Source organism: Mesorhizobium sp. WSM3860, assembly GCF_002294995.1.
Lineage (GTDB): Bacteria > Pseudomonadota > Alphaproteobacteria > Rhizobiales > Rhizobiaceae > Mesorhizobium.
In genome coordinates this window covers 497941-519055 of record NZ_NSGF01000002.1, presented here as the reverse complement: position 1 = coordinate 519055, position 21115 = coordinate 497941, and the positions used below count along the sequence as shown (strand labels likewise).

The following is a 21115-nucleotide window of genomic DNA, read 5'->3' as shown; positions in this document are numbered from 1 at the left end:
ATCCTCGATGGCCTCACCGCAACCGAATGCACCAACTACTTCGAAAACGCCGGATACTGTTCAACCTAAAATCATCCAGCTCTAGTGACGGGAGAAAGGGCTGGCCGCGATCTCGGCGCTTTTCTTGCAACATTGGCAATTGGCGAAAGCAGCGATAAGAGCGCCCCTCTCCCCGTCACTATGCGGGGAGAGGATGCCGGCAGGCAGGTGAGGGGCAGCGCGAACGCTCGGACAGATGGCGCAGAGATGAAGTTCAAGCGTGGGGTGAAGCTCTGGCCGCCCGCCGGTCAATGAGTCGCCGTGAGGGAGTAAGAGACCCTCAGCCCTCCAGCACTTCCTTCTTTGCCACGGTGGAATCGGCGTTGAGCTTGTAGATCACCGGCACGCCGGTGCCGAGCTCGAGCTTGACGATCTCCTCGCCGCTCTTGCCGTCCAGCGCCATGATCAGCGCCCGCAGCGAATTGCCGTGCGCGGCGACCAGCACCGTCTCGCCGCGCAGCACATGCGGCTGCACGTCGTGCAGGTAATAGGGCCAAACGCGCGCGCCGGTGTCCTTCAGGCTTTCGCCGCCGGGAGGGGACACGTCGTAGGAGCGGCGCCAGATATGCACCTGCTCCTCGCCCCACTTCTTGCGCGCGTCGTCCTTGTTGAGGCCGGAGAGGTCGCCATAGTCGCGTTCGTTGAGCGCCTGGTCGCGGACGGTCTCGAGGTTGCTCTGGCCGACCACGTCGAGAATGTGCTGGCAGGTCTTCTGCGCCCGCTTCAGCGCAGAGGTGTAGGCGATGTCGAATTTCAGGCCGCGCGCCTTGAGCTTCTCGCCGGCTGCAAGCGCTTCCGCGTTGCCCTGCTCGGTCAGGTCGACATCGCGCCAGCCGGTGAACAGGTTCTTCAGGTTCCATTCGCTCTGGCCGTGGCGCACGAGCACGAGAGTTCCCGACATGTTTGCTCCTGATACGTGGTTGGATTTGAGCAATTCCAGGAAAAGCGTGTAGCGGTTGTCCGTCCGGAATTGCGTTGGAAAATAGACGCCTCAGCTCAGGCCGAGCACGTCCCGCATGGAATAAAGGCCCGGCTTCTTGCCGCGCGCCCAAAGCGCCGCCTTGACGGCGCCGCGGGCAAAGATCGCCCGGTCCTCGGCCTGGTGGGACAGCGTGATGCGCTCGCCGGTGCCGGCCAGGATCACACTGTGCTCGCCGACCACCGAGCCGCCGCGCAAAGTGGCGAAGCCGATCGTGCCGGCCTTGCGGACGCCGGTATGGCCGTCGCGAACCCGCACGCTGTTGTCCTTGAGCGCGATCGCTCGGCCCATGGCCGCCGCTTCGCCGAGCAGCAGCGCCGTGCCGGACGGCGCGTCGACTTTGTGCCTGTGGTGCATCTCCAGGATCTCGATGTCGAAATCCTGCGCATCGAGGGCGCGCGCCGCCTGCTCCACCAGCACCGCCAAAAGATTGACGCCCAGGCTCATATTGCCGGATTTGACGATGGTCGCGTGGCGCGCCGCCGCGGCGATCTTGGCATCGTCGTCGGCCGAACAGCCGGTCGTGCCGATGACATGGACGATGCGCGCCTGCGCGGCATAGCCGGCGAATTCGACGCTTGCGCCAGGGGCCGTGAAATCGAGCACGCCGTCGGCCTTGGCGAAGGCCGGCAGCGGGTCGTCGACGATCGGCACATTGATGGTGCCGATGCCGGCGAGCTCGCCGGCATCCTTGCCGAGATGCGGCGAGTCCGGCCGCTCGACAGCACCGGCAACGCGCGCGCCGGGAATGGAGTGGATGGCGCGGATCAGCGTCTGGCCCATCCGGCCGGCGGCGCCCACCACCACCAGGCCCATATCGCCCGTTTCGCTCATGCGCCTCTCCCGACGGTCTTCTTCGCGCGCGTGCGCGGCAGCGCAGTTTGGATTGGCTTGGCGTCATCGACAAGCCCCAGCCCCTTCTTGCCCTGCACCCGGTGGAAGCGGGCGTAGATGCTGTCCGGATCGGCCATCAGCGTCGCGTGCGTGCCTTGCTCGACCAGCCGTCCCTCTTCCAGCACGATGATGTGGTCGGCATTGACCACCGTCGACAGCCGGTGCGCGATCACGATGGTGGTGCGGCCTTCCATGACATGGGTGAGCGCTTCCTGGACGCGCGCTTCCGCTTCGTTGTCGAGCGCCGAGGTCGCCTCGTCGAGCAGCAGGATCGGCGCCTGGCGCACGATGGCGCGCGCGATCGAGACGCGCTGGCGCTGGCCGCCGGAAAGCGTCGAGCCGCCTTCGCCGACCGGCGTGTCGTAGCCTTGCGGCTGCTGGCGGATGAACTCGTCGGCGGCGGCCTGTTTCGCCGCCTGCTCGATCTCCGCATCGGTGGCCGAGAGCCGGCCGTAGCGAATGTTGTCGCGGATCGTGCCTTCGAAGAGATAGGGCGCCTGCGAGACATAGGCTATCGATTGGCGCAGCGACCGCTTCGTCACCTTCGAGATGTCCTGGCCGTCCACCTCGATCGAGCCCTTGTCGACGTCGTAGAAGCGCTGCAAGAGCGCCACCAGCGTCGACTTGCCGGCGCCCGAAGCGCCGACGATCGCCGTCACCTTGCCGGCCGCGGCGGTAAAGCTCAGATCCCTCAGCACCGGCATGTCGGCGCTGTAGCCGAACGTCACATTGTTGAAGGCCACTTCGCCGGAAATGATCTTTGCTTCGGCGGCGTCGGGCGCGTCGCTCTGTTTCGGCTCGAGGTCGAGCAGTTCATAGATCATGCGCGCGTTGACCAGCGCGCGTTCCATCGCCACCTGCATGCGCGCCAGCCGCCTCGCCGGATCATAGGCCAGGATCAGCGCGGTGATGAAGGAAAACACCGCGCCCGGCGGCTGGCCGAGAACCAGCGCCCGATAACCGGAATAGGCGATGACGGCGGTCACGGCGAGCCCAGCCAGGATGTCCGAAATCGGCGACAGCCGCTCCGAGACGCGGGCGATCTTGTTGCTGCGCTGCTCGGCCGTGTCGGCCATGATGCCGATGCGGCGCGCCAGCTCGTCCTCCAGGGTGAAGGCTTTGACGATGGCAATGCCTTGTGTGGCCTCCTGCACCGACCCGCTCAGCCGAGAATTGATCAGCACGGATTCGCGGTTGATCTTGCGCACCCGGCGCGTGATGTAGACGACGGCCCAGATCAGCGGCGGCCCGATCAGCAGCGAGCTTAGCGACAACACCGGATCCTGGTAGACCATGAGGCCGACGAGGCCGACCAGGGTCACCGCGTCGCGGGTGATCGAAATCAATGTCAGCGACAAGAGATCGCGAATGCCGCCGATGTTCTCGTCCAGCTGCGCCGCCAAGCGCCCGGAGCGTGTGTCGTTAAAGAAATTGACGCCGAGCCGCATCAGATGGTCGAAGGTGCGCTTCTGGTAGCGGGCGACCAGGTTGTTGCCGATCGTGGCCAACGCCACCGCTTGGCCGTAACCGGCGAAACCGCGCACCAGGAAGGCGCCCATGAAACCGGCGCAGATCCATAGCACGGCGTCGCCCCGCCGTTCGTAGAAGATTTCGTTGACCATCGGCGCCATGACCCAGGCCGAGAAGGCGGTCGCGCCCGAAACCAGCAGCGAGCAGACGATGGCGACCGCATACGACCAGCGATGGTCATGGCCGTTTTCAGCGATGATACGGCGCAGCACCGCCGTGACCTCGCCGGGTCGGACCTTATGTTTGTTTGGATTTTGGAGTGTCAAATCAGAAGCGCTTCGTAGTTCTCGTAGGACGGTCTCGCAGGATCGGGCGACAATCGGCACCCCTCTTAGCGCCCCGGCTACGGCTTGCCTATGGCGAAACTTCGTCGCGGTGGCCGATTGCCATCCCGAACCCGGGCGCGCTCATGCCCGCCAGTGCCGTCCAGCGGTCTGAACGCCGAACAGCGACGGAGTTCTGGCATAGGCGGCAAGCCCGAGAAGCGCCGCCAGCGGGTGGGTGATGACATAGACCGGCATCGTGCGCATCAGCGCGCTGTGCGGTGCCTTGTCCTCGAACGCGGCGCGGAAATTGCCGGCTTTCAGCGCCGGCACGATTTTTTGCGCGATGCCGCCGGTCAGGAACACGCCGCCGCGGCTCATGAACACCAGCGCGAGATCGCCCGCGGTGCGGCCGAGACAGGTGACGAACAGTTCCAGCGCTTCCTGTGCCACCGGATCGGATTTGGCGAGCGCGGCCGCGGTAACCTCCGCCGGCGTCGTGAAAGGCGTCGGCTTTGCGTCGGCCTTGGCCACCGCGCGATAGACATTGACCAGTCCGCGGCCGCACAGGATCTGCTCGCCGGAGATGCGGCCCTCGAGCTTTTCGATATGCGGGAACACTTCGAAGTCGCGCGGCGTGCGCGGGCCGATATCCATATGCCCGCCCTCGCCCGGCACCGGTATCCAGTGGCGAAGCGCGTAGATCAGCCCGGCGACACCGAGCCCCGTCCCCGGGCCGAGCACGACCCGGCCCGCATTCGGCTCCGGCGCGCCGCCGCCGATCTTTTCCATATGCTCTTCGCCGAGCGCAACCACCGCCAGCGCCTGCGCCTCGAAATCGTTGAGCACGACGATCTCGCTTAAACCCAGATTGGCAAACATCTGGTGCGGCTTGACCACCCAGGGGCAGTTGGTCAGCCGGATCTCGTCGCCGTCGACCGGCCCGGCCACCGCCAGCACCGCCGAATGCGGCTGGATCGACGAGCGGTCGAGCACCGCCGCCTGGATCGCCTCGTCGATGGTCCTGAAATTGGCCGTCTGGACGATCTGCGGCTCGGTCGCTTCCGAATTGGCGTCGAGCACGATAGAGAAACGCGCATTGGTGCCGCCGATATCGCCGATCAGGACAGGAAATCGCAGCGCTGTATCGTCTTCGCCAACCATGCTCTTTGTTCGTCCCGTTCGTTCCCGCCCGTCGTTGACCTAGCGCATGGGCCGGCAAAGGGAAAGCGGCTTCGGCCCCAGTTTCGAGGCATTCGCTTGGCGTTTTGAACTCCGTTCTTGCCGTATCTCTTCCAGCGTCGGCGCCGCCCCTCACCTGCCTGCCGGCATGCTCTCCCCGTCTAGTGACGGGGAGAGGGGCGCTCGTCGACGGTTTCGCCAATCTCCGGCGCGGCAAGGATGGCGGCGAGGCTGCGGCCAGATCCCTTCTCCCCGTTATTATACTGGGAGAAGGTGCCGGCAGGCGGATGAGGGGCGGCGCCGACCTTAGCGATTGATCGTCTCAAGCAAAGGGGGAAGCCGAAGCGATTGCCTAATGTCAGTTCCCCGGTCTCGGACGCGGCAGCGGAATGCCGATCGAGGGGGTGGGCGCGAAGGCGCTGGCTGCCGCGGGAAGCACGGCATTCCCGCTGGAGATAGTCTCGGCCGGCTCTATCACTTTCGATTTGGCCGCCGCTACCGCTGCCGCGCCGCCGCCCTGATAGGTGACCGCTTCCACAGAAGGGGCGTCCGGCGCTGCAAGCACCGCCTGGCACTCCCTCGGCAAATTGGCCATGGTCATCAGGTCGCGCGCTTTCGGCGCATCCGGGTTCTTGTTCGGCCGCCACGGCTCCTCGGTGAACCACCAGGCAAGCGGCTTGCCGCAGCCGTCATCGGCCGGCGTCGCCTCCTGCGCCTTGCAGCCGGGCGAGCCCGCCTGGCAGCCGATGCGCATGTGGAAATGATAGTCATGGCCCCAGAACGGGCGGATCTTGCGCAGCCAGGAGCGATCGCCGGTGACCGTGTCGCAAAGCTTCTTCTTGATGCCCGGATTGACCAGGATGCGCTCGACCTCAGGGTAGCTCGCCGCACGCTTCAGAAGCCGCGTATGCGCCGGCGTCCACAGCGCGTCCTTCACCAGATGCGTCTTCCCGTCGACCATCAGCGTCGCGCTCATGCTCTCGCGCTGAGCCATGGTCAGCGGGCGCCGCGGCTTCGGCGTCAGCCAGATATCGGCATCGAGGCCGATCTGATGCGAGGCGTGGCCGGTCGTCATCGGGCCGCCGCGCGGCTGCGAGACATCGCCGACCAGCAGCCCCGGCCAGCCATCCGCCTGGGCGTCGCGCGCCAGCTTCTCGATCAGCGCGATCATCGCCGGGTGGCCCCAGCGGCGGTTGCGCGAGGGGCGCATCACTTCCCAACTCGGCCCGTCCATCGGCAAGGCGACGCCGCCGGCAAAGCAGCCTTTTGAGTAAAAGCCGAAGGATTGCGCTTGCGCCACCGCCGGCAGCTTCTTGGCGCCGAACAGGTCCTTTGCACGCGGTTCGGCCGAGATTGCGGCCGTCGCCAGCCCGGCCAAGGTCACCAGGGCAAGCGCGGCGGTCAGGAACGGCTTGCTGTCGGGCAGCGATCGCAACGTCATCAGGTCGAGTCCCCTCTCCAGTGGCGCGACGCAATGCTAAAACATGTCTCCCCAAACCTGAAGCGCATGGAGCGAATCTCGAAAGACGCGCGCTTCAGGTGCGAATCATAATCGCCATCCACTTCGCTTCGCTCACGAGCGTTTCATTGGGCTGCGCGGCTCTCCGTCCCGCCAGTTGCCGTCGGCCCACATCCGCTCCAGCGCCACCCGATAGTTCGGCAAACGAAAGCTGTAGCCTGCCGCTTTGATCGCCGCGTTGGCGACGCGCTTGTTCTCGCCGTAGAAGGACCGCGCCATGGGCGAAAGTTGCGCCGTCTCGAAGGGGATTTCCGGAGGCGCCTCCACGCCCATAAGCCCGGCGGCATAGGCGACGACATCCTGCGGCGGCGCCGGCTCGTCGTCGGTGACATTGAAGATGCCGCCGCGATTCCTATCGGCCAGATGCCACAGGGCGCCGGCGATGTCGTCGCAATGGATACGGTTGAAGACCTGGCCGGGCTTGACCAGCCGCCTTGCGGTGCCGTCGTCGAGATTGGCCAGCGCGTTGCGGCCAGGGCCGTAAATGCCGGAAAGCCGCAGGATCGCTACCGGCTTTCCGATTTCCCGCCCAAGAGCCAGCCATTCCTGTTCGGCCGCCACCCGCATCACCGAGCGCTTCGAAACCGGCCTGCAGTCGGCGCTCTCGTCCACCCAGGCGCCGCCATGATCGCCATAGACGCCGACGGTCGAGAGATAGCCGATCCATTTGAGCGCCGGCATCTTGGCCCGGATCGCCTCGCCGGCCGCATTGAGCACCGGATCGCCCGCTTCGTCCGGAGCGACCGAGATGACGAGATGCGTTGCTTGCCGAAGCGCGTCGCTGATTTGCGGGGTCAACGAACCTTCGAAGCTTGACGGCACGATGCCTGCCTGCCGCAACGCCTCGAACTTTTCCGGCGAGCGAGTCGTGCCGAAGATCGGCGCGCCATCCTCATTGGCCCTCGCAAAAGCCTTGCCGGAATAGCCGGCGCCGAAAATGAAGAAGCGTCTCTCGCCCATCAATGAATCCTCTTCTTCAATGGTCCTTTGCGGGAACCGGCAGCGCTGACAGCCATTCGTCGCGCACCGTTGCATCGCCTTCGGCCTGCAAGGCCGATGCGGCGAGCTCCGCAAAATCGCGCCGCGGCATCAGTCGCGATAGCGCCCATACTGCCGCACCCCGCACCAGGGGCGAGCCGGCGTCGAGCAGGCCGCGCGCGATCGGCGTCAGCGAAGCATCGCCCGAATTGCCGGCGGCGATCAGCGCGTTGCGGACAAAACGGTCGCGGCCGATGCGCTTGATCGGCGAGCCCGAGAAAAAGGAGCGGAACGTCGCATCGTCGAGCAACAGCAGCTCCGACAGCCGCGGCTCGCGCAGATCTTCGCGCGCGGCAAGCTTGGCCTCGGCGGCGACGCTGGCGAATTTGTTCCACGGACAGGCGGCCAGGCAGTCGTCGCAGCCATAGATGCGGTTGCCGATCGCCTCGCGAAATTCGCGCGGGATCGGCCCCTTGTTCTCGATGGTGAGGTAGGAGATGCAGCGCCGCGCATCGAGCCGGTACGGCGCCGGGAACGCATCGGTCGGGCAGATGTCGAGGCAGGCGCGGCAGGAGCCGCAATGGTCGATCTCAGCTTTGTCCGGCTCAAGCTCGGCCGTCGTGAAGATGGTGCCGAGGAACAGCCATGAGCCGTGCTCGCGGCTCACCAGGTTGGTGTGCTTGCCCTGCCAGCCCAGCCCCGCGGCTTCCGCCAGCGGCTTTTCCATCACCGGCGCCGTGTCGACGAACACCTTCACGTCGCCGCCGGCGCGCGCGACGATCTTGCCCGCGATTTCCTTCAGCCGACCTTTCATCACGTCGTGATAGTCGCGATTTTGCGCGTAGACCGAGATCGCGCCGCGATCATGTTTGTCGAGGACATCGCGCGGATCCCGGTCCGGACCGTAGTTCATGGCGAGCACGATGATCGATCGCACTTCCGGCCACAGCGTCGAGGGCTCGGCGCGCCGCAGAACCGTCTCGGCGATCCAGTCCATCGAGCCGTGAAATCCCCCGGCGACGAACTCGGCCAGCCGCGCGGGCGCCAGCGGGATCGCGTCCGGCCGGGTGACGGCAACGGCGTCGAAGCCGGCGCGGCGCGCCTCCGCGTCGATCAGCGCGCGCAGCTTCGTCTTGTCAGAAATCGAGGTCCGCATAATGCGATACCGGCGACAGGCCGCGCACGCGATCGGTGAGCAGCGGCCGGAACGACGGCCTTGATTTCACGCGAGTATACCATTCGCGCGCCGCCGAGTGCTCGCGCCAGTCGATCTCGCCGAGATAGTCGAGCACGGAAAGCGTCGCGGCCGCGGCGAGGTCGGCATAGGTCACCTTGTTGCCGGCCAGCCAGTGACGCGTGCCGGCCAGCCAGTTGGTGTATTTCATGTGCTGGCGGATGTTGGCGCGCGCGGCGCGGATCGCACCCGAATCGGGTGAGCCGCCGCCCGCTGTTTCCGGCATCACCGGCTTCAGCACGCGCTCGCGCACCAGATGGCGGGTGACCTCGCTTTCGGCCTTGCTGAGATACCAGTCGGTCAGCCGTCGGATTTCGGCGCGCTGCATCGGGTCCTCGGCAAACAGCCGCCTGTCGCGCTTCAGCACCCCGCGTGTCTCGTCGAGATATTCGGCGATGACCATGGCGCCGACGATCGGCACGTCGCCTTCGGCCAGCAGGATCGGCAGCGTGCCGGCCGGATTGAGCGCCAGAAACTCCTTGCGCCGGGTCCAGGGCTTCTCCTCGATCAGGGCCAGCTCCTCGCCATACTCACCGAAGGCGAGGCGGACGAACCGGCAGGTGGAGAACATCGGGTGGTGAAAAAGCGTCAGCATGGTTCCGCGATGATAGGGCGCACTAGTGTGGTGGATTTGAAGTTCCTGCACCCTCAATGGCATCAGCGTCCAGGAACTTCAAATCCAAAACCACACTAGAACTCAAAGTTGACAGTGTGGCTCAGAATCCGGAATTCGCACAGTGCGCTGCTCCGAGGTGCGGCGAATTCCGGATTGCACACTGGCAAATTGGTGTAAGCGCCGGTAAGTCTTGGCGGCCCGATTCCAGGGACTGTCATGTGTTGCGACCTATAGGGGGACTTCCGCGCCATGACAAGCAAGCCCTTCCCCTTAGCCGTCACTCGAAGCAGAGGTTGCCATGGAAAGCCAGACCATTGTCGAAGCGCTGCTGCTTGGGCTGATCGAGGGCCTGACCGAATTCATCCCGGTTTCATCGACCGGCCACATCCTGCTCGCCGGCCATTTCCTCGGCTTCCATTCGACCGGCAAGGCCTTCGAGATTTTGATCCAGCTCGGCGCGATCCTCGCGATCCTCAGCGTCTATTTCCGCCGCCTCTGGAAGATGCTGCTCGAACTGCCGCATGACCGGCTGACAAGGCATTTCGTCATCGGCATCCTCATCGCCTTCCTGCCGGCGGCGGTCATCGGCGCGCTGGCGCATGACTTCATCAAGACCTTCCTGTTCGAATCGCCGCGCCTGATCTGCATCATGCTGATCATCGGCGGTGTGGTGCTGCTCGCCGTCGACCGCATGAACCTGAAGCCCATCTACCGCGACGTCGAGCGCTTCCCGACCAGGCTTTATCTCCAGATCGGCCTGTTCCAGTGCCTGTCGCTGATACCCGGCACCTCGCGCTCCGGCTCGACCATCGTAGGCGCGCTGCTCTTGGGCGTCGACAAGCGCGCGGCGGCGGAGTTTTCCTTCTTCGTTGCCATGCCGACTATGGTCGGCGCCTTCGCCTTCGATCTGTTCAAGAACCGCAACGTGCTGACCTCGGCCGACCTGCCGATCATCGCCGTCGGCTTCATCGCCGCCTTCGTCACCGCGCTCTTCGTGGTGCGCTTCCTGCTCGATTACGTCTCGCGCAAGGGCTACTCGCTGTTCGGCTGGTGGCGCCTCGTGGTCGGCGGGCTCGGACTGATGGCGCTGATGATCTGGGGGTGAGTGACAGGCCCGCTCAATAGCGCAACGTCGAGTTCCTTCGCGCCCCCTCTGTCCTGCCGGACATCTCCCCCACAAGGGGGGAGATTGGCAGCTTCGCCGAAGGCGCTATCTCCTGCAACATTGGCGATTGGCGAAGGCGACGGCGACATCTGATCTCCCCCCAAGTGGGGGAGATGGCCGGCCAAGAGGGGGCGCTGTCCCGCCGACGCCTCGCAAGCTACGGCCGCACAGCCCCTCAACTCCTTCCATAAAACGCATTCTCGACATGCACCGGCCAGCGCCAGGGCAGCACCGCCACCATGTCGAAGCGCACCGAAAGCCTGCCATAGTCGGGCTGGCGCGACAGCCAGAGGTCGGCGGCGCTTTCGATGCGCCGTTCCGAGGCGTGGGCGATCGCTTCCATCGCCTCCATCAGCGTCCGCCGCGCCTTGACCTCGACGAACAGCACCAGGTCGCCGCGCCTGGCGATCAGGTCGATCTCGCCGAGCCTTGTGCGATGGCGGCGCGCAAGGATGCGATAGCCCTTCAGCATCAGCGCCAGCGCCGCCAGCCATTCGCCGCGATGGCCGCGCCGATAGGCTTTTCGCCGATGACCGACGGTGCGCTCAGCCATTTTCTTGTTTGACCATGATCTCTTCCAAAAACCGGTTTCCACTTTTTGGGATCATGGTCTGTCCTTCAGCTCGATCAGCCGGCGGTAGAGCGCCTGTTTCTGGCCGCCGGTCATCTTCGCCGCTTCCGCCGCTGCCTTGGAGGCCGGCATTTCGGCGGCCAAAGACAACAGCAGCCGGTCGATGTCGGCCGGCTGGTCTTCGGCCGCCTCCGGCGGGCCGACGCAGACGACGATTTCGCCTTTGGGCGTCTCGGCCGCCGCATAGTGATCGGCAAGCTCTCCGAGCGTCCCCGTTCGCATCTCCTCGAACGCCTTGGTCAGCTCGCGGCCAATCGCCGCTTTGCGCGCTCCGCCAAGCACTTGCACCATCGCACCAAGCGTCTCGGCCAGCCGGCGCGGCGATTCATAGAAGATGAGCGTCGCCGGCACCTGCCTGAAGCTTTCGAGCTTGGTGAGCCTCTGGCCTGCCTTGGCCGGCAAGAAACCGGCGAACAGAAAGGCGTCGGAAGGCAGGCCGGAAGCGGTCAGCGCGGCAAGCGCCGCCGACGGTCCGGGCACCGGAATAACGCGGATGCCGCGCTCCAGCGCCTCGCCGACCAGCCGGTAGCCGGGATCGGAAACCAGCGGCGTGCCGGCATCCGAGATCAGCGCCACGCTTTGTCCGGCAGCGAGCGACTCGATCAGCTTCGGCCCGGCCTCGGCGGCATTGTGCTCGTGATAGGCCGTGGTGCGCCGGCGGATGCCGTAGCGCTCCAGCAGCACGCGCGAGACGCGGGTGTCCTCGCAGGCAACGATGTCGGCGCCGGCCAGCGTCTCCAGCGCACGCAGCGTGACATCGGCGAGATTGCCGATCGGCGTCGCCACCAGATAGAGCGCCGGCTCCAGCGGCCGCGCCGCAATCTCGGTCTGCCCGATTACATAGCTGCGTTTGTCGCCGGTCAACTGAGGCCCTCCCCACGCGCCACTGTTTGCCACGGCTCATCCCCGGTTGCAAAACGTGATGGCGACGAAAGCGAATCGCCATGCCTTTGCCATGATGCGGAACCAAACCGCGTAAGGCGTATTTTACCCCTGATTCCCCGAGGAGGAGGACAGGATGGACAGCCTGATCATTCAAGACGCTTTCACGCCCTATTATTCGGGCTGCAAGCGCTTTGCCGGATCGGAGAAGATTGCCGGTTCGGAGAATCGGGAACCCTCCGCCAGGACAAAGGACAAGGAAGTGATGAAGCCGCTTCCAAGCCCCGCGGTTCAAGACGCCTCGACCGAAACCGAAAGCACGACGGAGCACTGACCGGACGATGCCCAATCGCTTCGACATTTTCATCACACGACTTGAAAGCAAGACCGCCCGCGAGGGCATTCCTTCGCATCCGATCGCCGCCCAGCACGGGAACCGCCGCGACAAGGCTGACCTGAAGCAGGGCCGTTCCGGCGAGGCGCATGCGGAAAAGGATCGCGGGAAGCACCGCCAGAAGCACGACGCCTAGAACAGTCGCGACCCTTCGCGATCTCTCGCCTCATCCCAGGCGGAGCGAGGAGCGAGTCGACGCGGCGCAGACCCTGGGCCTCACATCGAAGCCCTCGCCAACGGTGCTCCGCCCCAGCCACGGCATGATCCTCGGGTCAAGCGCGCTCAAGCCCGAGGATGACGAAAGCGCCGCGCTCGGCCGTTCAACCACGCCATTCAGCCAAGATATTTCGAGACCTTCGCCTCGAGCAGCCGCACCAGCTCCGGATCCATGAACGCGTAGTTGTCCGGAATGTCGAGGCAAATCATTCTGGCGCGCTTCAGGCTTGACCGGAACTTCTTCTGCAGCTTGGCCCGATGCGCCTTCTCCATGACGAAGATGATGTCGGCCTACGCGACGAGCTCATGCGTCACCGGGTTGTCGGCATCGTGATTTGGTGCCGGCCGATTCGACCTCGATGTCGCGACGCCTGGAAAATACCTGTTCGGCGGTCGGACTGCGCAAGCGGTTCTGGCTGCAGACGAAGAGAACCTTTTTCACCGCGCGAGGTCTGCCACCACCGCATCCAGCACGATCATGCCGGCGGTCGTGGCGCGGAGCCGTGCATTGCCGACCGGCGCCACCAGCCCTTCGTCCTGCAGCACCGAGAGCCTTGCGCTGGAAAGGCCGCGCCCGGCAAGCGTCTCGTAGCGCTGAAGGTCGATGCCTTCGGCCAGCCGCAGCCCCATCAGCAGGAACTCGTCGGCCTCTTCGGCGCGCGTCAGCACCTCGCCGCCGGTGACGCCATGACCCCTGGCGTCGACCAGATTGGCCCAGGTCTCCGGCATTTTTTCCGCGACCGTCACGGTGCGGCGGCCGTTCTCGACGAAGCGGCCATGCGCGCCCGGCCCGACGCCGACATATTCGCCATAGCGCCAATAGGTCAGGTTGTGCCGGCTTTCCGCGCCCGGCCGCGCGTGGTTGGAGATCTCATAGGCCGGCAGCCCATGCGCCGCCGTCACCTCCTGCGTCAGCGCGTAGAGATCGGCGGCATGATCATTGTCGGGCAGGACGAATTTCCGCGCCGCATGCAGCGCATGGAAGGGCGTGCCCTCCTCGATGGTGAGCTGGTAGAGCGAGAGATGGTCGGCGGCGTGGCCGATCGCCTGCTCAAGCTCGGCCTGCCAAGCCTCAGGCGTCTGGCCGGGCCGCGCATAGATCAGGTCGAAGGAAAGCCGCGGAAAGATTTCCCGCGCCAGCCCGATGGCGTGCAGCGCCTCCTCGACATTGTGCAGCCGGCCGAGGAAGCGCAGATCCTTGTCGTTCAGCGCCTGCACGCCCAGCGACACGCGGTTGACGCCGGCCGCCCGGTAGCCGCGGAAGCGCTCGGCCTCGACCGAGGACGGGTTCGCCTCCAGCGTCACCTCGATGCCGGCAGGCACCGTCCAGTTCTTCGCCACGGCTTCCAGAACCGCTGACACAGTTTCCGGCTTCATCAGCGACGGCGTGCCGCCGCCGAGGAAGATGCTGGTCACCTCGCGCGGCCCGGTGCGGGCGCGCATGGTCTTCAGCTCCGTCTCGAAGGCCCGCGCAAAACGCTCCTGGTCGACGGGCTGATGGCGAACGTGGCTGTTGAAGTCGCAGTAAGGGCATTTGGCCGCGCAGAACGGCCAATGGATATAGACGCCGAAGCCGGGGCTGCGGTCGAGCGGCATGGTTTGCCCGGCCCCGATCATTTTGACCCGAGCCGCGCCAGATCCGGCCGCGCCAAATCCAATCGGGCTTGCGCAAACTTCTGGAAGGCGCGGGCGCGGTGCGACAGGGCTGTTGCCTGGCCGGGCTTCCAGCCATGCTTTTGCTCGGCGCTCATCTCGCCAAAAGTCTTGTCGAAGCCGTTGGGCAGGAACACCGGATCGTAGCCGAAGCCGAGCGTGCCGCGCGGCGGCCAGACCAGCGTGCCTTCGGCCTCGCCGCGGTAATATTCGGCCTCGCCATCGGGAAAGGCGAGGCAGATGACGGCGACGAAGCGGCCGGCGCGCTGCGCCGGCTCGGTCGCGCCGACCTCCTGCAACGCCACTTCGGTGCGCTGCATGGCCATGCCGAAATCGCGTGTGCCGCCCGCCGTCTCGGCCCAGTTGGCGGTGTAGACGCCGGGCGCGCCGTCGAGCGCATCGACACAGAGCCCCGAATCGTCCGACAGCGCCGGCAGGCCGGTGGCCTTGGCCGCGGCATAGGCCTTGATATAGGCATTCTCCTCGAAGGTCGTGCCGGTCTCGTCCGGTTCGGGCAGGCCGTATTCCTTGGCCGATTTCGCCTCGAAGCCGAACGGCGCCATCAGGTCGGCGAATTCGCGCAGCTTGCCTTCATTGTGGCTGGCAACAACGATCTTTTGTCCGTTCAAAGAATGCATCAGAGGCCCCAGATCCTTGGCTCGGCGAACTCGATCGAATTGCCCGAAGGGTCGCGGATATAGATCGAGTGCCCGCCCTGCGGCCATTCGAAATCGCTTTCGATGGCGATGTTCTTGGCCGCCAGATGGTTGCGCCATTCGGCGATCTCTGCCGCAGTCGCGGTGAAGCAAAGATGCCCTTCGCCGATCGTGCCGTGCGGCGGCACCTTCAGCCTGGCGTCGGGCGCCGGCGGAATTTTCGTCGCCTCGGCATTGAAGAGGAGCAGCACGCCGTTGCCGCAGCGGAAGAAGACGTGGCGGCCTTCGACCTTGCCGACCGCCTCGAGGCCGATAATGTCGCGATAGAAGGCCTCCGCGGCATTGAGATCAGTCACGTAGAGCGTCGATTCCAAAATCGCCGAGGGAGTCACGACGCACCCCCCTCTGTCCTGCCGGACATCTCCCCCGCAAGGGGGGAGATTGGCAGCTTCCGAGTCGCCGCACACTCTGCAACGTTGGTGATTGGCGAAAGCCAAGACAACGCCCAATCTCCCCCCTTGCAGGCGAGATGGCCGGCAGGCCAGAGGGGGGTGCGAAGGATCGCCAACCTCATCAATAACCCTACGCCACAGCCATCTGTTGCAGGCTCACCAGCCGAGAAATACCTTTTTTGGCCAGTCCCATCAGCGCCGAAAACTGCTCTTCGGAGAAGGGCTCGCCTTCCGCCGTGCCCTGGATCTCGACGATGCCGCCCTTGCCGGTCATGACGAAATTGGCGTCGGTGCCGGCCGAGGAATCCTCGAGATAATCGAGATCGATGACCGGCTGTCCGTCATGGATGCCGCAGGAGATCGCCGCGACATGGTCCTTGAGCACCTTGGAAACGCTGGCCATCTGGCGCGCTTCCATCCAGCGCAGGCAATCGTATAGCGCCACCCAGCCGCCGGTGATCGAGGCGGTGCGGGTGCCGCCGTCGGCCTGGATGACGTCGCAGTCGACGGTGATCTGCTGTTCGCCCAGCGCCTGCAGGTCGACGACGGCGCGCAACGAACGACCGATCAGGCGCTGGATCTCCAGCGTGCGGCCGCCCTGCTTGCCGGCGGAGGCCTCGCGGCGCATGCGCTCGCCCGTCGAGCGCGGCAGCATGCCGTATTCGGCCGTAACCCAGCCCTTGCCGGAATTGCGCATCCAGGCCGGCACCTTTTCCTCCAGGCTCGCCGTGCACAGCACATGCGTGTCGCCGAACTTCACCAGGCACGAGCCTTCGGCATGCTTGGAGACGCCGCGCTCGAAGGAGATGGCGCGCATTTCGTCGGGCTGGCGTTTGGAGGGGCGCATTCGGCCTTCTTTCCTTTGGTTTTGGATTCGTCGGCGGCTTGTAGACGCATGCGACGGACGGCGCAAAGGAAAAGGGCGCCAAGGAAGCGGGGCGCAAGGGAAAATGGCCCGGGTTGCGCCAGGGGGGCTTAAGTCTATATCTTTCAATAGGAGGTTTTTCGCTGGAATGAACAAGGCAGTCGATCCCGCATCGCAGCCGCCCGTGCTTCAATCGCTCGATATGCGTTCGCGCGACATCTTCCGGCGGATTGTCGATTCCTATCTGCGCGACGGCGAGCCGGTCGGCTCGCGCAGCTTGTCGCGCATCCTGCCGTCGTCGCTGTCGCCGGCCACCATCCGCAACGTGATGAGCGATCTCGAGCATCTGGGGCTGATCTACGCGCCGCATATCTCGGCCGGCCGCCTGCCGACCCAGACCGGCCTGCGCTTCTTCGTCGATGCCTTCATGGAACTCGGCGATCTGTCCGACGAGGAGCGTCGGGTCATCGAGGCACAGGTGCGCGCCTCGGGCTCGGGCGCCACGCTGGAGCATATGCTGACCGAGGCCAGCCAGATGCTCTCCGGCATGTCGCGCGGCGCCGGCCTGGTGCTCGCCGCCAAGAACGAGGTGGCTCTGAAGCACATCGAGTTCATCCAGTTGGAACCCACCAAGGCGCTCGCCGTCCTGGTGTCGCAGAACGGCGACGTCGAGAACCGCGTTGTCGACCTGCCGGCCGGTATCACCGTCTCGCAGCTGCACGAGGCCTCGAACTTCCTCAACGCCCATATCCGCGGCCGCACGCTGGCCGAGGCGCGGGTCGAGATCGCGCGCATCAAGGACGAGACCAGGGCGGCTCTCGACACGCTGTCGCAGGAGCTGGTCGAGAAGGGCCTCGCGGTCTGGGCAGGGGCCGAAAGCGGCCTGCCGGCGCGCCTCATCGTGCGCGGCCGCGCCAATCTTCTGGAAAACGTCACGGCCCAGGCCGATCTCGAATTGCTGCGCCATCTGTTCGAGGATCTGGAAACGCAGGACGGACTGCTGCAGCTCCTCGACCTCGCCGAGGAAGGTCCGGGCGTGCGCATCTTCATCGGCTCGGAGAACAAGTTGTTTTCGCTGTCCGGTTCGTCGCTCGTGGTCGCGCCCTATCGCGACAAGGATGCGCGCGTCGTCGGCGCGCTGGGCGTCATTGGCCCGACGCGATTGAACTATGCCCGCATCGTCCCGATGGTCGACTATACGGCCCAGTTGATTTCGCGCATGCTGAGGTAGGCGAGCGGGGAACGTCGCAAGGAGGGTGGAAATGGCGCTGGAATCGATCAAGGCCCAGATCAGCCTGCTGCTCGAGGAGATGGTGAACCAGCCGGAAGACGATCACGAAATCCAGGAGCAATTGCGCGAGAAGCTAAGGGAAATGCGCGCCATGGGCCTGCCTCTGCCGGCCGATCTGGTCGCGCTGGAAAAGCAGCTCGACGACGATCTGGATATCGAAGAGAGCTGATCGGCCGGCGCTTCCCGCCAAAAATCTGCATGCCCGGCTTCTCTTTTGGAAAGCCTGCCCGATATTCGCTGTCTGGTTGCTGATCGTGACATAGACGTTGGCGAATAACGGAGAACAGCATGATACGGATCGCCGGCCTTGCGGCCCTCGCCTTGCTCATGGCCTCCGGCGCCTTCGCGCAGCAGGCCGACCAGCCCTTGCTCACTGGCAAAAGGGCCTTCGGCGACTGGAAGGCCGACCGGCCCGGCGTGCGGCGCCTCATCCGGCCTGACGATCTCCCGAAGCCGAATGTCGCCGAATCCGCCTCGAACGGCGGCGGTGTCACCGATCGCCCCGAGGATGCCAAGCCGGCCCTTCCAGCCGGCTTTTCGGCCGAGCTGGTGGCTTCGGGCATCGACAGCCCGCGTGTCGTGCGCGTGGCGCCGAACGGCGATCTTTTCGTCGCCGACAGCCGGGCGAACCAGGTCCGCCTCTATCGACTGCCCGAAGGAAGCGCCAAGCCCGCCGAGAAGTCGGTCTTCGCCAAAGGCCTGACCCGGCCCTATGGCATCGCCTTCTATCCGCCGGGCGACAAGCCGCAATGGGTCTATGTCGCCAACAGCAACAGCGTCGTCCGCTTTGCCTATCGCGACGGCGACCTCAAAGCTTCCGGCAAGCCCGAAACGATCGTCTCGGACATCCCGTCGAGCCATCACTGGACGCGCGACATCGCTTTTTCGCCCGACGGCAAGACGCTATATCTCTCGGTCGGCTCGGGCTCGAATACCGCAGAGGGCATGGGAGCGAGGCCGAAGGGCGGTGTCGAAGAATGGGCGAGATCGGCGCCGCTCGGCGCCACCTGGGGGGCGGAGGAAGGCCGAGCGGATGTGCTCGCTTTCGATCCTGACGGCAAGAACCGCAGGATGGTCGCCACCGGTCTGCGCAACTGCTCGGGCATGACGGTGCAGCCGGCTACGGGCGCGCTCTGGTGCGTCGTCAACGAACGCGACGAGCTCGGCGACAACGTGCCTTTCGAATATGCGACCGCCGTCAAGGACGGCGCCTTCTATGGCTGGCCCTGGTACTATATCGGCGACAATGAGGATCCGCGCCACAAGGACGCGCGGCCCGATCTCGCCGGCAAGGTCACGGTGCCGGACGTGCTGATCCAGGCACATTCGGCCCCGCTCAACATCGCCTTTTACGAGGGTGGCAACTTCCCGGCAAACTACAAGGGCGACGCCTTCGTCACCCTGCACGGCTCGTGGAACCGCAATGTCCGCACCGGCTACAAGGTGGTGCGGCTGAAGTTCAAGGATGGCAAGCCGACCGGCGAATATGAGGATTTCGCCACCGGCTTCGTCATCGCGGACGATGCGGTCTGGGGCCGGCCGGTCGGTGTCGCCGTGGCGAAGGATGGATCGTTGATCCTGACCGAGGACGGCAACGGCACGATATGGCGCGTCACTCATGGCGACGACCGGTCCTGAAGCGGCGCTGGTGCAACCGAATCCGGTCGCAAGGGAATTAACGTCGCCCTGGCGCCGTGGTAAGAGGCTGCCGCTCTGGATCCCGATCTCGGGATAGCGCTGGGTTCAAACCATGACACTGACAGGATTTCTCGCCTACAGCGCCGCCCTCGGCGTCGCCGCCGCCATTCCGGGCCCCGGCGTGACGGCGCTTGTTGCCCGCGCGCTCGGCTCCGGCTTCCGTTCGTCGCTGGCCATGTCGTTCGGTCTCATGCTCGGCGACATCACCTACCTCACCGCCGTCGTGCTCGGCCTCGCCTTCGTCGCACAGACCTTCGGCATGGTGTTTCTCGCCATCAAGTGGGCGGGCGTCGCTTATCTCGCCTTCCTTGCCTGGCGCTTCTGGACGAGCGGCATCTCGCCCGAAACGGTCGAGGCGCGGAAGGGCAAGAGCGGCGGCCTGGCGTCGAGCTTCATCGCCGGGCTTGCGGTGACGCTCGGCAACCCGAAGACAATGATCTTCTATCTCGCCATCACGCCGACCATCGTCGACCTGAAGACGATCACGCCGGCCGATTACGGCATCCTCGTCGCGCTTACCGTCGTCGTGCTGTTCGTGGTGCTGGTCCCCTATCTGGCGCTGGCTGCCAAGGCGCGCTGGTTCCTGAAATCGCCGCGCGCGCTGAAGGTGCTGAACCGCACCGCCGCCGGCTTCATGATGGGAGCGGCAGCCGCCATCGCGGCCCGTCAATAGGCCGCATTCTCAACCGGCCCGCATTTCGGGGAAAGCATCCGTGAAACGGGCCGATCCGGAAAATGCATTTCCGGCGCGGGGAGGTTTTCAGCAACCGGCCCACTCGGATATTTTCGGCGGGCAGCCTATCTTGCGCGGCTGAAAGCCTTATTCTGTTTGCCTATGCCTTTGCCTTGGGAGCGAAACCAATGAACAAGCCCGTCACCTCCGCGCGCGTCCCCGGCCGCGGCCGCATCTTCAACTCGATCACCGAGACGATTGGAGACACGCCGCTGGTGCGGCTGGATAAATTCGCCAAGGAGAAGGGCATCGTCGCCAACGTGATGGCCAAGCTCGAATTCTTCAACCCGATCGCCTCGGTCAAGGACCGCATCGGCGTCTCGATGATCGAGGCGCTGGAGGAGGCTGGCAAGATTGCGCCCGGCAAGACCACGCTGATCGAGCCGACCTCCGGCAACACCGGCATCGCGCTGGCCTTCGCCGCCGCCGCCAAGGGTTACAAGCTGATTCTCACCATGCCGGAGACGATGTCGGTCGAACGTCGCAAGATGCTGGCGCTGCTCGGCGCCGAATTGGTCCTCACCGAAGGGCCGAAAGGCATGAAGGGCGCCATCGCCAAGGCCGACGAGCTTGCCGCGACGCTGCCCAACGCCATCATCCCGCAGCAGTTCGAGAATCCGGCCAATCCGGAAATCCACCGCCGCACCACGGCAGAGGAGGTTTGGAACGACACCAATGGCGAGGTCGACATCTTCGTCGCCGGCATCGGCACCGGCGGCACCATCACCGGCGTCGGCCAGGTGCTGAAGAAGCGCAAGCCCTCGCTGCAAGTCGTCGCGGTCGAGCCGGAAGCCTCGCCGGTGCTCTCCGGTGGCCAGCCCGGCCCGCACAAGATTCAAGGCATCGGCGCCGGCTTCGCTCCCAAGATCCTCGACACCACGATCTATGACGAGATCGTCAGGGTCTCGAACGAGGATTCGGTCGCCAATGCACGCCTCGTCGCGCGCCTCGAAGGGGTGCCGGTCGGCATCTCGTCGGGTGCTGCGCTGCAGGCGGCGATCGTCGTCGGCTCGCGGCCGGAAAACAAGGGCAAGAACCTCGTCGTCGTCATCCCGTCCTTCGCCGAGCGCTATCTTTCGACAATCCTGTTCGACGGACTGGGGGCGTAGGGCAGTCCAGGAATCGGCCTGGCCATCACGAAGCGCCGCTGGACCGCTGAAAAAAGGCGTTGGCAGCGCCAGCCTCTCGCTTGAGCCGGCAGTTGCTTCCGGTTCAAATCGCCGCCGGCCTCGAATCGGCCGGCGG

At 65.2% G+C, this 21115-nt stretch carries 22 protein-coding genes and 1 pseudogene; 8 read left to right on the top strand and 15 right to left on the bottom strand.

Features of this window, described 5'->3' with window-relative positions; all coding sequences use genetic code 11:
- Window positions 1–319 precede the first annotated feature (319 nt).
- From CK220_RS06475 to CK220_RS06440, 8 genes are all read right to left on the bottom strand, one after another.
- A complete protein-coding gene (locus tag CK220_RS06475) occupies window positions 320–940 on the bottom strand; it encodes a 2,3-bisphosphoglycerate-dependent phosphoglycerate mutase (protein WP_095810703.1) in 621 nt (206 codons plus the stop codon).
- 90 nt (window positions 941–1030) lie between these two features.
- Window positions 1031–1852, bottom strand: coding sequence for a 4-hydroxy-tetrahydrodipicolinate reductase (gene dapB / locus CK220_RS06470; RefSeq protein WP_095810702.1), 822 nt, complete (start codon window positions 1850–1852; stop codon window positions 1031–1033).
- Window positions 1849–3708, bottom strand: coding sequence for an ABC transporter ATP-binding protein (locus CK220_RS06465; RefSeq protein ID WP_095810701.1), 1860 nt, complete (start codon window positions 3706–3708; stop codon window positions 1849–1851). The genes dapB and CK220_RS06465 overlap by 4 nt, the downstream gene beginning before the upstream one ends.
- A 141-nt stretch (window positions 3709–3849) precedes the next feature.
- Window positions 3850–4869 carry a glucokinase gene (locus tag CK220_RS06460; RefSeq protein WP_095810700.1) on the bottom strand — a complete coding sequence of 340 codons (1020 nt, stop codon included), beginning with the start codon at window positions 4867–4869 and terminating at the stop codon, window positions 3850–3852.
- Between the two features lie 376 nt (window positions 4870–5245).
- The gene (mepA, locus tag CK220_RS06455) at window positions 5246–6328 is read right to left on the bottom strand and encodes a penicillin-insensitive murein endopeptidase (RefSeq protein WP_095810699.1); all 1083 of its coding nucleotides are present in this window, start codon (window positions 6326–6328) and stop codon (window positions 5246–5248) included.
- A gap of 132 nt (window positions 6329–6460) precedes the next feature.
- Window positions 6461–7366, bottom strand: coding sequence for an SDR family oxidoreductase (locus CK220_RS06450; RefSeq protein WP_095810698.1), 906 nt, complete (start codon window positions 7364–7366; stop codon window positions 6461–6463).
- A gap of 16 nt (window positions 7367–7382) precedes the next feature.
- Entirely contained in the window at window positions 7383–8540 is a 1158-nt protein-coding gene (gene queG, locus CK220_RS06445) for a tRNA epoxyqueuosine(34) reductase QueG (protein ID WP_095810697.1), read from the bottom strand.
- Entirely contained in the window at window positions 8521–9213 is a 693-nt protein-coding gene (locus CK220_RS06440) for a glutathione S-transferase family protein (protein WP_095810696.1), read from the bottom strand. The genes queG and CK220_RS06440 overlap by 20 nt, the downstream gene beginning before the upstream one ends.
- Window positions 9214–9532: 319 nt before the next feature.
- On the opposite strand from CK220_RS06440, the gene CK220_RS06435 reads away from it, so the two are divergent.
- Window positions 9533–10339, top strand: coding sequence for an undecaprenyl-diphosphate phosphatase (locus CK220_RS06435; RefSeq protein WP_095810695.1), 807 nt, complete (start codon window positions 9533–9535; stop codon window positions 10337–10339).
- A 235-nt stretch (window positions 10340–10574) separates the two neighbouring features.
- Here CK220_RS06435 and CK220_RS06430 read toward each other — a convergent pair whose 3' ends face one another.
- Window positions 10575–10952 carry a YraN family protein gene (locus CK220_RS06430; RefSeq protein ID WP_095810694.1) on the bottom strand — a complete coding sequence of 126 codons (378 nt, stop codon included), beginning with the start codon at window positions 10950–10952 and terminating at the stop codon, window positions 10575–10577.
- Between the two features lie 51 nt (window positions 10953–11003).
- On the bottom strand, window positions 11004–11894 hold the full coding sequence (gene rsmI / locus CK220_RS06425) for a 16S rRNA (cytidine(1402)-2'-O)-methyltransferase (RefSeq protein ID WP_095810693.1): 891 nt from the start codon (window positions 11892–11894) through the stop codon (window positions 11004–11006).
- 154 nt (window positions 11895–12048) lie between these two features.
- Here rsmI and CK220_RS06420 point away from each other — a divergent pair, with 154 nt between their 5' ends.
- Both CK220_RS06420 and CK220_RS06415 read left to right on the top strand, forming a co-directional pair.
- Window positions 12049–12246, top strand: coding sequence for a hypothetical protein (locus CK220_RS06420; protein ID WP_095810692.1), 198 nt, complete (start codon window positions 12049–12051; stop codon window positions 12244–12246).
- A gap of 7 nt (window positions 12247–12253) precedes the next feature.
- Entirely contained in the window at window positions 12254–12442 is a 189-nt protein-coding gene (locus tag CK220_RS06415; protein ID WP_095810691.1) for a hypothetical protein, read from the top strand.
- A 197-nt stretch (window positions 12443–12639) separates the two neighbouring features.
- Here the strand turns inward: CK220_RS06415 and CK220_RS06410 are convergent.
- The 5 genes and pseudogenes from CK220_RS06410 to rph all read right to left on the bottom strand — a co-directional run bounded on the left by CK220_RS06410 (window position 12640) and on the right by rph (window position 16130).
- Window positions 12640–12964: pseudogene (locus tag CK220_RS06410) on the bottom strand (low molecular weight protein tyrosine phosphatase family protein).
- The gene (gene hemW / locus CK220_RS06405; RefSeq protein ID WP_095810690.1) at window positions 12961–14139 is read right to left on the bottom strand and encodes a radical SAM family heme chaperone HemW; all 1179 of its coding nucleotides are present in this window, start codon (window positions 14137–14139) and stop codon (window positions 12961–12963) included. The pseudogene CK220_RS06410 and the gene hemW overlap by 4 nt, the downstream one beginning before the upstream one ends.
- Entirely contained in the window at window positions 14136–14813 is a 678-nt protein-coding gene (gene rdgB / locus CK220_RS06400) for an RdgB/HAM1 family non-canonical purine NTP pyrophosphatase (protein WP_095810689.1), read from the bottom strand. The genes hemW and rdgB overlap by 4 nt, the downstream gene beginning before the upstream one ends.
- On the bottom strand, window positions 14813–15223 hold the full coding sequence (locus CK220_RS06395; protein WP_095810688.1) for a VOC family protein: 411 nt from the start codon (window positions 15221–15223) through the stop codon (window positions 14813–14815). Before CK220_RS06395 ends, rdgB begins: the two co-directional genes overlap by 1 nt.
- Before the next feature lie 190 nt (window positions 15224–15413).
- Window positions 15414–16130, bottom strand: coding sequence for a ribonuclease PH (gene rph, locus CK220_RS06385; RefSeq protein WP_067003199.1), 717 nt, complete (start codon window positions 16128–16130; stop codon window positions 15414–15416).
- A 166-nt stretch (window positions 16131–16296) separates the two neighbouring features.
- Here rph and hrcA point away from each other — a divergent pair, with 166 nt between their 5' ends.
- The 5 genes from hrcA to cysK all read left to right on the top strand — a co-directional run bounded on the left by hrcA (window position 16297) and on the right by cysK (window position 20979).
- Entirely contained in the window at window positions 16297–17379 is a 1083-nt protein-coding gene (hrcA, locus tag CK220_RS06380; RefSeq protein ID WP_095810686.1) for a heat-inducible transcriptional repressor HrcA, read from the top strand.
- A 31-nt stretch (window positions 17380–17410) separates the two neighbouring features.
- Window positions 17411–17608, top strand: coding sequence for a hypothetical protein (locus CK220_RS06375; protein ID WP_095810685.1), 198 nt, complete (start codon window positions 17411–17413; stop codon window positions 17606–17608).
- A gap of 119 nt (window positions 17609–17727) precedes the next feature.
- Window positions 17728–19077 (top strand): sorbosone dehydrogenase family protein, encoded by a 1350-nt coding sequence (locus tag CK220_RS06370; protein ID WP_095810684.1) that lies wholly within the window; start codon window positions 17728–17730, stop codon window positions 19075–19077.
- Between the two features lie 112 nt (window positions 19078–19189).
- The gene (locus CK220_RS06365) at window positions 19190–19810 is read left to right on the top strand and encodes a LysE family translocator (protein ID WP_095810683.1); all 621 of its coding nucleotides are present in this window, start codon (window positions 19190–19192) and stop codon (window positions 19808–19810) included.
- Window positions 19811–19998: 188 nt separating this feature from the next.
- The gene (gene cysK / locus CK220_RS06360; RefSeq protein ID WP_095810682.1) at window positions 19999–20979 is read left to right on the top strand and encodes a cysteine synthase A; all 981 of its coding nucleotides are present in this window, start codon (window positions 19999–20001) and stop codon (window positions 20977–20979) included.
- Window positions 20980–21115: the final 136 nt, after the last annotated feature.

Excerpts from the sequence above, each read along its gene's own strand:
- CK220_RS06475 (WP_095810703.1), bottom strand. The coding sequence starts at position 940 with ATGTCGGGAACTCTCGTGCTCGTGCGCCACGGCCAGAGCGAATGGAAC.
- dapB (WP_095810702.1), bottom strand. The coding sequence starts at position 1,852 with ATGAGCGAAACGGGCGATATGGGCCTGGTGGTGGTGGGCGCCGCCGGC.
- CK220_RS06460 (WP_095810700.1), bottom strand. The coding sequence starts at position 4,869 with ATGGTTGGCGAAGACGATACAGCGCTGCGATTTCCTGTCCTGATCGGC.
- mepA (WP_095810699.1), bottom strand. The coding sequence starts at position 6,328 with ATGACGTTGCGATCGCTGCCCGACAGCAAGCCGTTCCTGACCGCCGCG.
- CK220_RS06450 (WP_095810698.1), bottom strand. The coding sequence starts at position 7,366 with ATGGGCGAGAGACGCTTCTTCATTTTCGGCGCCGGCTATTCCGGCAAG.
- queG (WP_095810697.1), bottom strand. The coding sequence starts at position 8,540 with ATGCGGACCTCGATTTCTGACAAGACGAAGCTGCGCGCGCTGATCGAC.
- CK220_RS06440 (WP_095810696.1), bottom strand. The coding sequence starts at position 9,213 with ATGCTGACGCTTTTTCACCACCCGATGTTCTCCACCTGCCGGTTCGTC.
- CK220_RS06435 (WP_095810695.1), top strand. The coding sequence starts at position 9,533 with ATGGAAAGCCAGACCATTGTCGAAGCGCTGCTGCTTGGGCTGATCGAG.
- CK220_RS06430 (WP_095810694.1), bottom strand. The coding sequence starts at position 10,952 with ATGGCTGAGCGCACCGTCGGTCATCGGCGAAAAGCCTATCGGCGCGGC.
- CK220_RS06420 (WP_095810692.1), top strand. The coding sequence starts at position 12,049 with ATGGACAGCCTGATCATTCAAGACGCTTTCACGCCCTATTATTCGGGC.
- CK220_RS06415 (WP_095810691.1), top strand. The coding sequence starts at position 12,254 with ATGCCCAATCGCTTCGACATTTTCATCACACGACTTGAAAGCAAGACC.
- hemW (WP_095810690.1), bottom strand. The coding sequence starts at position 14,139 with ATGATCGGGGCCGGGCAAACCATGCCGCTCGACCGCAGCCCCGGCTTC.
- rdgB (WP_095810689.1), bottom strand. The coding sequence starts at position 14,813 with ATGCATTCTTTGAACGGACAAAAGATCGTTGTTGCCAGCCACAATGAA.
- rph (WP_067003199.1), bottom strand. The coding sequence starts at position 16,130 with ATGCGCCCCTCCAAACGCCAGCCCGACGAAATGCGCGCCATCTCCTTC.
- hrcA (WP_095810686.1), top strand. The coding sequence starts at position 16,297 with ATGAACAAGGCAGTCGATCCCGCATCGCAGCCGCCCGTGCTTCAATCG.
- CK220_RS06375 (WP_095810685.1), top strand. The coding sequence starts at position 17,411 with ATGGCGCTGGAATCGATCAAGGCCCAGATCAGCCTGCTGCTCGAGGAG.
- CK220_RS06370 (WP_095810684.1), top strand. The coding sequence starts at position 17,728 with ATGATACGGATCGCCGGCCTTGCGGCCCTCGCCTTGCTCATGGCCTCC.
- CK220_RS06365 (WP_095810683.1), top strand. The coding sequence starts at position 19,190 with ATGACACTGACAGGATTTCTCGCCTACAGCGCCGCCCTCGGCGTCGCC.
- cysK (WP_095810682.1), top strand. The coding sequence starts at position 19,999 with ATGAACAAGCCCGTCACCTCCGCGCGCGTCCCCGGCCGCGGCCGCATC.